Here is an 8,502-nt window from a genome sequence, read left to right as displayed (position 1 = left end):
ATCTTGCCCTGCTCCACGAAGCTCATGAGGGCGTCGTGCAGGGCCACCCAGGCGCCGGTGACGCTCGCCGTGCGCGTGCCGCCATCGGCCTGGATGACGTCGCAGTCAACGGTAATCGTGAACTCGCCCAGGCGGTCGAGGTCGCACACGGCGCGCAGGCTGCGGCCAATGAGGCGCTCGATCTCCATCGAGCGGCCCTTGCGGCCCTTGTACTCGCGGGCGGTGCGGTTGGACGTGGAGGCGGGCAGCATCGCGTACTCGGCCGTGACCCAACCCTTGCGGCTGGCGCGGCGCCACGCGGGCAGCTTCTCCTCGATCGTGGCGGTGCACATGACGCGCGTGTCGCCAAACTCGGACAGGCACGAGCCGTGGGCGTTCTTCATGACCTCGCGGGTAAGCTTGACGGGGCGCATCTGGTCATAGGCGCGACCCTCGGGGCGACGCTGGGTAAGGTCGGTCATTCTGTCTCCTCGCAAAAGTAGCGGATGGTGAACAAGGACGAGCTAGAGATGCCCGTTACGGGCATGGCCGAGAAGCTCGGCAACAGCGGGGGGCGCGCAAGGCACGCCGACGGCAGGCTCGTGGCGCCCTACCGCTCGACGAGCGCCTCGAGCGTCTCGAGCTCGATGTGCTCGATCGAGTCGAGCGGGTGGCCAAAGATGAACTTGCCCGCGACGGCAAACGACGTAATGTCGTCGGAGGTCGTGGCGAAGCGGTACTTGGGCTCGCCGCCCGCGCCAAGGTCTGCGGTGTCCTCGTCGGCAAGCTCGCCGCGGCGCTCGAGAATCTCGGCCACCTCGCGGGCGGTCTCCTCGGCCGAGCTCACGGTGCGCACGCCCGGGCCCAGCGCCTCGCCAATCTCGTGCGAGAGCAGCGGAAAGTGCGTGCAGCCCAAAACCACCGTGTCGATGCCGCGGCCAAGCAGCGGCGCCACGTTCTCGCGGGCGAGCGCGCGCACCTCCTCGGTGTCGAACACCTCGGGGTTCTCCATCCAGTCGTCGTGCAGGTAGGTTCCCGAGGCGAGCTCGCGCTCCACCAGGTTCACGAAGCTGCCGGCGGGGGCCTGCGTCACGTGGACGCCAGCGTCGAGGTTGTGGATAGCGCGCTCGTAGGCGCCCGAGGTCACGGTGCCCTGTGTGGCGAGCACGCCCACGCGGCGGGTGCGCGTGGCCTGGATGGCGGCGCGAGCGCCCGGCTCGATGACGCCGATGACGGGCACGGCGAGCGCGCGCTGGATCACGTCGAGGCCGGCAGCCGTGGCGGTGTTGCAGGCGATGACCACGAGCTTGACGTCGTGGCTCTCGAGCCAATGCCCCACCTGGCGCACGAACAGGCGCACCTCGGCCTGGGGGCGCGTGCCGTAGGGGCAGCGCTTCGTGTCTCCCACGTAGTAGATGGACTCGGCCGGAAGCCGCGAGGCGATGGCACGGGCAACGGTGAGGCCGCCGAGGCCGGAGTCAAAGATGCCGATGGGCTTGCTGTGTGACATGCAACCTCCCCCGCGTCTGCGTGCGCGCGTATCTCGGCCTATGAAAGGGGCCGAAGACGCTGGTCTTCGGCCCGTGCTCTCGGTTGGTGGGCGATGAGGGATTCGAACCCCCGGCCTTGTGCGTGTAAAGCACCTGCGCTAGCCACTGCGCCAATCGCCCACAGGCACAGGAAGTGTAGCACACGCCGCGCCCCTCCCCGCGCGCCCGGCACCGACCGCGCACAAACCGCGCGGGTATACTGGTTGGAGTTCATCTAGCAAATACAGTGGGACAGGGGGGGCGGCCCCTTTGTCCCAGCAAGTATGAGACGAAGGGGCTGTCCCCACGTCTCATCGAGATGAGGAGTCCATCCATGTCCTGCGCTCCCACCACCCTGGCCGGCCTGTGCGCGCTGCTCGAGGAGCACGGCGTGCTCGTCTCGGGCATCGACGCCACGACAGACGCCCCCGTCACCGGCGCGGCTTGCGACTCGCGCTGCGTCGCGGCCGGCAACGTCTTCTTCTGCAAGGGCCGCGCGTTCAAGCCCGCCTATCTCGCCTCGGCACTCGAGGCCGGCGCCATCGCCTACGTCTGCGAGCCGGCCCACGCCGCCGAGCTCGCCGCCGCGGCCCCGGACGCCCCGGCGATCGTCGCGAACGACATGCGCCTCGCCATGGCGCTCGTCTCGGCCGCGGCGTTTGGCAGGCTCGACCTCGACATCCCCCAGGTGGGCCTCACGGGCACCAAGGGCAAGTCCACCACCGCCTACATGCTGCGCTCGATCGTCGACGCCGCCTCGGGCAAGGGCTCCTGCGGCATCATCGGCTCCATCGACACCTACGACGGCGTCGAGGACATCGAGTCGACCAACACCACGCCCGAGGCGCCCGACCTGTGGCGCCACCTCGCCAATGCCCGCGACTCCCAGCTCGCCGCCATGGTCATGGAGGTATCGAGCCAGGCCCTCAAGTACGACCGCTCCCTGGGCGTCGAGCTCGACGTCGCGGCCTTCCTCAACATTGGCAAGGACCACATCTCGCCCGTCGAGCACCCCACCTTCGAGGACTACTTCGCCTCGAAGCTCAAGATCTTCTCGCAGTGCCGCCACGCCGTGGTAAACCTGGGCACGCAGAACCTCGAGCGCGTACTCGATGCCGCGCACCGCGGGGGCGAGCAGGGCGAGGCGCCCGAGCTCGTCTGCGTCTCCTCGGCTGGCCCCGAGCCCGTCGAGTGCGGCAGCTGCGACATGGTCTTCCCCGACATCTGGGCAACCGACGTGACTCCCCAGGGTGCCTCCCTCTCGTTTGTGGCGCACGGCACCACGAGGGACGGCCACCCCGCGAACGGCGAGGTCAGGGATGCCTGGGAGCTCTCCGTCACCATTGGCTTCCCAGGCCTGTTCAACGTCGACAACGCCCTCGTGGCCATCGCCTGCGCCGAGCTGCTTGGCATCGATCACGCCTCGATCGCCGCGGGCCTCGCCGCCTGCCGCGTGCCCGGGCGCATGGAGCTCATCGGCAACCCTGGCTCGCAGGTGCTCTGCGTGGTCGACTACGCCCACAACGCCCTCTCCTACCAGAGCTTCTTTTCCTCGATGGCCAAGGAGTTCCCAGGCAGGCGCATCGTGGCGCTCATCGGCGCGCCCGGCGGCAAGGCCTACGAGCGCCGCGTCGAGCTGCCCCAGCAGGCGGCCAAGTGGGCAAGTCACATCGTCGTGACCGAGGAGGACCCCGCGCACGACTCCAACGAGGACATCTGCCGCGAGATGGACGCCAACGTGCCCGCGGGCGCCACGCTCGCCGACGGCACGCCCGTGACGCACGAGTACGTGCTCGACCGCCAGCAGGCCGTTGCCCGCTGCCTCGACGTGGCCCTCTCGTACAACCAGCCGGCCCTCGTGTGCCTGCTGGGCAAGGGCGACGAGACGCTCATCCACCGCGGCGACGAGTTCCAGCCCATGGTGCCCGACGCCGAGGCGTTCAGGGACGCCGCAGCCAAGCGAAACATCAAGATCTAGGAGGCCTATGTCCAGCTACGCAACGTTTCCCTCCAAGCCCACCGGAGAGCTCGCCGAGAGGCTCCGCAAGGTTCGCTACGTCATCACCGACGCCGACGGCACGATGTTCACCGGCGCCAAGGCCACCGTCAACACCGCGGGCGAGCCCTCGGCCGAGCTCGTGCAGACGCTCGTCGAGCTCACCCGCGCGGGCGTGAGCGTCATCCCCTGCACCGGCCGCAACCGCGCCATGATCATGGAGGACGCCCGCGTCCTGGGATTTCCCGGCTGGATTGCCGAGATGGGCGGCGTGCTGTGCACCCGCCAGAGCAGCCAGCCCGAGTGGCACTACTTCACCGGTCGCATGCCCTATGACGAGGGCTGCGGCAAGACCCCGCACGGCGTGATCTGGGAGACGGGCGTCATCGACGCGATGCTCGAGCGCTGGCCCGGCCACCTCGAGACCTACCACGACAACGGCGTTGGCTTTGAGTACCGCGAGGTCACGGTCGCCATGCGCGGCGACGCCCCCGAGGACGAGATGCAGGACATGCTCGACCACTGCGGCCTTCCGCTCTACCTGTCGGACAACGGCATGGTCGACCACATCTCCGGCGCGAGCAACCTCGCGTGCGACCACGCCCGCCCACAAGGCATCCACACCTACCACATCACCCCGGCCGGCGTGAGCAAGGGCACGGGCATCGTGCGCTTCGTCGAGCTCGCGGGGCTTGCCCCCGAGGAGGTCCTGGGCGCGGGCGACTCACCGGCAGACTGCGTCATCGCCGACGCCGTGGGCACCTTCCTGTTCATGTGCAACGGCCTGGGGCACGACCGCGCCGCCGAGGAGCTCGCCGCGCGCGACAACATCCTTGTCTCGACCAAGCGCGCCACCGATGGCTGGGTCGACGCGATGCGCGGCCTGCTTGCCGCCAAGGAGTAGGCCCAGATAGAAAATGCCGAGAGCTGCAAATCGGACACTTAAGGGGCTGCTACCCTGCCCAAACTGTCCGATTTGCAGCTCTCGCACTCTTTCTTTCCGGCAGAAGCACCCAGCCGCGAGGCACAAGGAGAGCCCCAGGCTCCGGAGCGGACATTCCGCAGGCCGCAAGGCCGAGGACGTCCGCGAGGAACCTGGGGCTCTCCGCTGGGATGAATCGAGGCGAGCTTAGAAGTCGATGTCCGTGTCGTAGTAGCAGGCCTTGAGGATCTTCTCGAAGTCCGCGGCCTTGGTCTCGCGCGGGTTCTCCGGGGTGCAGGCGTCCTGCTCGGCATTGGCAGCGATCTCGGGGAGCTTCGCGAGGAACTCCTCCTCGGAGACCATCTGCGGGTGCTCAGCGTCGACCTTCACGCCGCCGTTGGCGTAATCCTTGATGGACTGCGGGATGTTGAGCTCGTCGTTGAGGTCGCGGATCTTCTGGACCAGGGCAGCGATGAGCTCCTCGTTGGTCTCGCCGGGAAGGTGCAGGACCTCCTTGGCGACGTAGGCGTAGCGCTCGGCGGCACGCGGGTCCTTGGAGTTCCACTGGATGACCTTGCCGAGGTACATGGCGTTGGCGGCACCGTGGATGATGTGGCCGTTCTCGAAGGCGGCACCGGTCTTGTGGGCCATGGAGTGCACGATGCCCAGCAGGCCAGAGGAGAAGGCGATGCCGGCGATGCACTGGGCCTCGTGCATGTGCTGACGGGCCTCCTTGTCACCGGTGTAGGACTTCGGGAGCCACTCGACGATCTCGCGGATGCCGTGCAGGGCGTTGGCGTCGGTGAACATCGAGGCGAAGGTGGAGACGTAGGCCTCCATGCAGTGCGTCAGCGCGTCCATGCCGGTGTGGGCGCAGAGCTTGGCGGGCATGGAGTAGGTGAGCTCGGGGTCGACGATGGCGACGTCAGGCGTGATGTTGAAGTCGGCCAGCGGGTACTTGATGCCCTTCTGGTAGTCCGTGATGACGGAGAACGCGGTGACCTCGGTAGCGGTGCCGGAGGTCGAGGAGATGGCGCAGAAGTGAGCCTTCTGGCGCAGCTCCGGGAAGGAGAACGGCTGGATGATGTTGTCGAAGGACTCCTCGGGGTACTCGTAGAAGACCCACATGGCCTTGGCGGCGTCGATCGGGGAGCCACCGCCGAGGGCGATGATCCAGTCGGGCTCGAACTCGCGCATGGCCTCGGCGCCCTTCATGACCGTCTCGATGGACGGGTCGGACTCGACGCCCTCGAAGAGCTTGACCTCGAAGCCAGCCTCCTCGAGGTCGGCCTGGATGTCCTGCAGGAAGCCGCCGCGGCGCATCGAGCCGCCACCGGAGACGATGATGGCCTTGGAGCCCTTGAGGTTCTTGACCTCGTGGCGAGCGCCCTCACCAAAGTACAGGTCACGCGGGTTGGTAAAACGTCCCATGGTGCATTCCTCCAATTCGAATTCCCAGCCAGTCTGTGGCCAGGCCCGGCCGCCCGTGCGGGCCGCCGGCTCTCCCCGAATAGTGGCGCCCGGACATGCCGGATGCGCCGTGCACAGCTGGATGCCAAAGCCCCTGAGGCAGCCAGCCAAGATGCTGCCACAAGCCATAAAACCCCAGCTTCAGGCCACATCTACATAGGATATTATCCATGTGGGCTTCTCAGTAGTCCGACCTTTCCGCGACCGTTGCAAAACCAGCCGCCCGCAGAAAAATACCCTTCGCCGATTTACAACCTCGATTGACCTCGTTCCGATGGACAAGTCGGCACGGCATGATAAGGGCGCCGACACCCCAAACGGTTGCCGGCGCCCCTCGCGTTTGGTCAGGCTTTTATGAGTCGCAGGTCGTCTACAGACCCGATGCCTCGATGGCCGCAACGGCGCGGCGCAGGCCCTCAGGCGGCAGCACGAGCGCCATGCGGACGAAGCCCTCGCCACCCGGGCCAAAGCTCGCGCCTGGCGTCACGATGACGCCCGCCTTCTCCATGAGCTCGAGGCAGAAGGCCATGGAGTCCGTGCGGCCGCGCGGCAGGCGCGCCCACACGAACATCGAGCCGTGGGCGTTGGGGCGCTCCCAGCCAATCGACTCGAGGCCGTCGCACAGGGCGTCGCGGCGCTCCTGATACCTGCGCTCCTGCTCGCGCACCTGCTCGCGCGGACCGGTGAGGGCGGCGATGGCGGCGCGCTGGATGGGGAGGAACATACCGTAGTCACTCTGGGCACGCAACTTGCGTACCGCGGCGATGACGTCGGGGCGGCCCACGAGGAAGCTCACGCGGGCGCCGGTCATGTTAAACGACTTGGAGAGGCTGAAGAACTCGACACCCACCTCGGAGGCGCCCTCGTTCTCGAAGAAGCTGTGGCCCTCGACGCCGTCGAAGATAATGTCTCTGTAGGCGTTGTCGTGGACGATCAGCAGGTCGTGGGCGCGGGCGAACTCGATGATCTGGGCGTAGACCTCGGGCGTGCCCACCGAGCCCACGGGGTTGGCCGGCAGCGACACCACCATGTACTTGGCGCGGTCGGCCACGGCCGAGTCGATGCGCGAGACATCGGGCAAGAAGTTCGTCTCGGCACTGAGGGGATAGAAGGCGAGGTCGGCGCCGGCGATGAGGGCCGAGGCGCGGAACAGCGGGTAGCAGGGGTCGGGCACGAGCACGAGGTCGCCCTCGTCGAGAAGGGCCGAGGCCATGCGGCCCATGCCCTCCTGCGTGCCGTTGACGCTCATAATCATGTTGGGCTCGAGGCCCTCGACGCCAAAGCGGCTGGCGTAGTAGTCGATGACAGCTTGGGTGAGCTCGGGCAGGTCCGTCAGAGCGTACTTCCACTTGTTGGAGTCCTTGGCGGCCTCGACCAGCGCCTCCTTGACGTGCGCGGGCGGCTCGAAATCGGGCGTGCCCACCGACAGGTCGATGACCTCGCGGCCCTGCGCCTCGAGCTCGCGACGGCGCGCGTTGAGCGAGGCAAACACCTCGTCGCCAAATCGGTCGAGTCGCTTCGAGAACCGCATGGGAACCTCCGTTGTGGGCTTGGGCGCATCGTGCGCGTGCATACAAGGGTTTATTCTACGCCGCGAGCGGGTGGCGCGGCGCGGTGGGGCAAGGCGGGCATCAGGGCGGCATGCCGCGGACGCGGCCGGCACATCAGCCACTAGAGGGTGGCGAGCAGGGCCTCGCAGCCGGCGCGGACGTCGCGGTAGGCGTCGTCGAAGTTGCCGGTCCACCAGGGGTCGGCCACGTCGCGGACGGTGCCGTCGTGCAGGTGGGCGCGCGGGCGAAAGCTCGAGCCCTCGGGGATGAACGAGAGGAGCTTGGCGCACTTGTGCTCGGGATCGTTGTTGAACAGGCGCATGAGCGCCCACTCGTTGTCCTCGTCCATGTAGACGATGAGGCCCCACTTGTCGTACTCCGCAGCGCGGGCGCGGCGGGCATGGTGGGCAACGAGCGGGATGCGCTCGCGGCGAAGCTTCTCGACAGTGCCGCGGTGGGGCGGGTTGCCGCTCTCCTCGGAGCTCGTACCTGCGGAGTCGATGACAAACTCGTCGGCGCGGCCCGCCTCGTCAACCAGATATTGCATGACGGACTGGGCCATCGTCGAGCGGCAGATGTTGCCAAGGCAAACAAACAGGATGCGGTGCATGGGCCTCCCCTTCTGGAGACATTCGTTTACGCGTCTTTCGATGTTAGCCCACCGCCGCGCGCTCGCCCCGCGTGTCCGTCGCGACAATCCGGGCGACGAGCTCATGGACGTTGCGCCACTTGCAACGGTCCTCGTCCTTCTCTCGGCCGGCCTCTTCCTTGTTAGCCGAAGCATCCGGAACTAAGACACCCCAGCCTTTGCAGTGGACAACAAACGGGCCCGAGCTTGTGTACAGCTCGGGCCCGCGCTGGTTACGCCATGCGCTCGCTGCTATTTTGCCCTACCGCGAAGGCCGCGGACGGGACCAGACGGCAGGGGGATGTTGAGACCCAGCAAGAAGTTGATGAGCCACACAAAGAAGAGCAGCACAAGGATGGGGATGACGCAGTCGGTCACGATCATCACGGCAAACGACTCGACGAGCGTGGCGATGGCTCCCTTGGCCC

At 67.2% G+C, this 8,502-nt stretch carries 7 protein-coding genes and 1 tRNA gene; 2 read left to right on the top strand and 6 right to left on the bottom strand.

Going from position 1 to position 8,502, the window contains the following annotated elements:
• From rph to AC1VTH_RS04790, 3 genes are all read right to left on the bottom strand, one after another.
• Nucleotides 1-461, bottom strand: a 461-nt coding sequence (rph, locus tag AC1VTH_RS04800; RefSeq protein WP_481334995.1) for a ribonuclease PH, incomplete at its 3' end; no start/stop codon positions are given.
• 128 nt (nucleotides 462-589) lie between these two features.
• On the bottom strand, nucleotides 590-1,489 hold the full coding sequence (murI, locus tag AC1VTH_RS04795) for a glutamate racemase (RefSeq protein WP_293673317.1): 900 nt from the start codon (nucleotides 1,487-1,489) through the stop codon (nucleotides 590-592).
• A gap of 84 nt (nucleotides 1,490-1,573) precedes the next feature.
• Nucleotides 1,574-1,649, bottom strand: a tRNA-Val gene (locus tag AC1VTH_RS04790).
• Between the two features lie 193 nt (nucleotides 1,650-1,842).
• Here AC1VTH_RS04790 and AC1VTH_RS04785 point away from each other — a divergent pair.
• Nucleotides 1,843-3,486 (top strand): Mur ligase family protein, encoded by a 1,644-nt coding sequence (locus AC1VTH_RS04785; RefSeq protein WP_481334994.1) that lies wholly within the window; start codon nucleotides 1,843-1,845, stop codon nucleotides 3,484-3,486.
• 7 nt (nucleotides 3,487-3,493) lie between these two features.
• Complete coding sequence (locus AC1VTH_RS04780; RefSeq protein ID WP_481334993.1) at nucleotides 3,494-4,408, top strand: HAD-IIB family hydrolase; 915 nt, start codon at nucleotides 3,494-3,496, stop codon at nucleotides 4,406-4,408.
• Nucleotides 4,409-4,633: 225 nt separating this feature from the next.
• Here AC1VTH_RS04780 and AC1VTH_RS04775 read toward each other — a convergent pair whose 3' ends face one another.
• The 3 genes from AC1VTH_RS04775 to AC1VTH_RS04765 form a co-directional block, all read right to left on the bottom strand.
• Nucleotides 4,634-5,857, bottom strand: coding sequence for an iron-containing alcohol dehydrogenase (locus tag AC1VTH_RS04775; protein WP_293826207.1), 1,224 nt, complete (start codon nucleotides 5,855-5,857; stop codon nucleotides 4,634-4,636).
• Nucleotides 5,858-6,266: 409 nt separating this feature from the next.
• Nucleotides 6,267-7,427, bottom strand: coding sequence for a pyridoxal phosphate-dependent aminotransferase (locus AC1VTH_RS04770; RefSeq protein WP_481334992.1), 1,161 nt, complete (start codon nucleotides 7,425-7,427; stop codon nucleotides 6,267-6,269).
• Nucleotides 7,428-7,567: 140 nt separating this feature from the next.
• Nucleotides 7,568-8,056, bottom strand: coding sequence for a low molecular weight protein-tyrosine-phosphatase (locus tag AC1VTH_RS04765; protein ID WP_481334991.1), 489 nt, complete (start codon nucleotides 8,054-8,056; stop codon nucleotides 7,568-7,570).
• Nucleotides 8,057-8,502: the final 446 nt, after the last annotated feature.

This window comes from Parolsenella sp. (assembly GCF_982402205.1).
The sequence above is the reverse complement of the archived record's forward strand: the minus strand, read 5'-3'. Positions and strand labels throughout refer to the sequence as shown.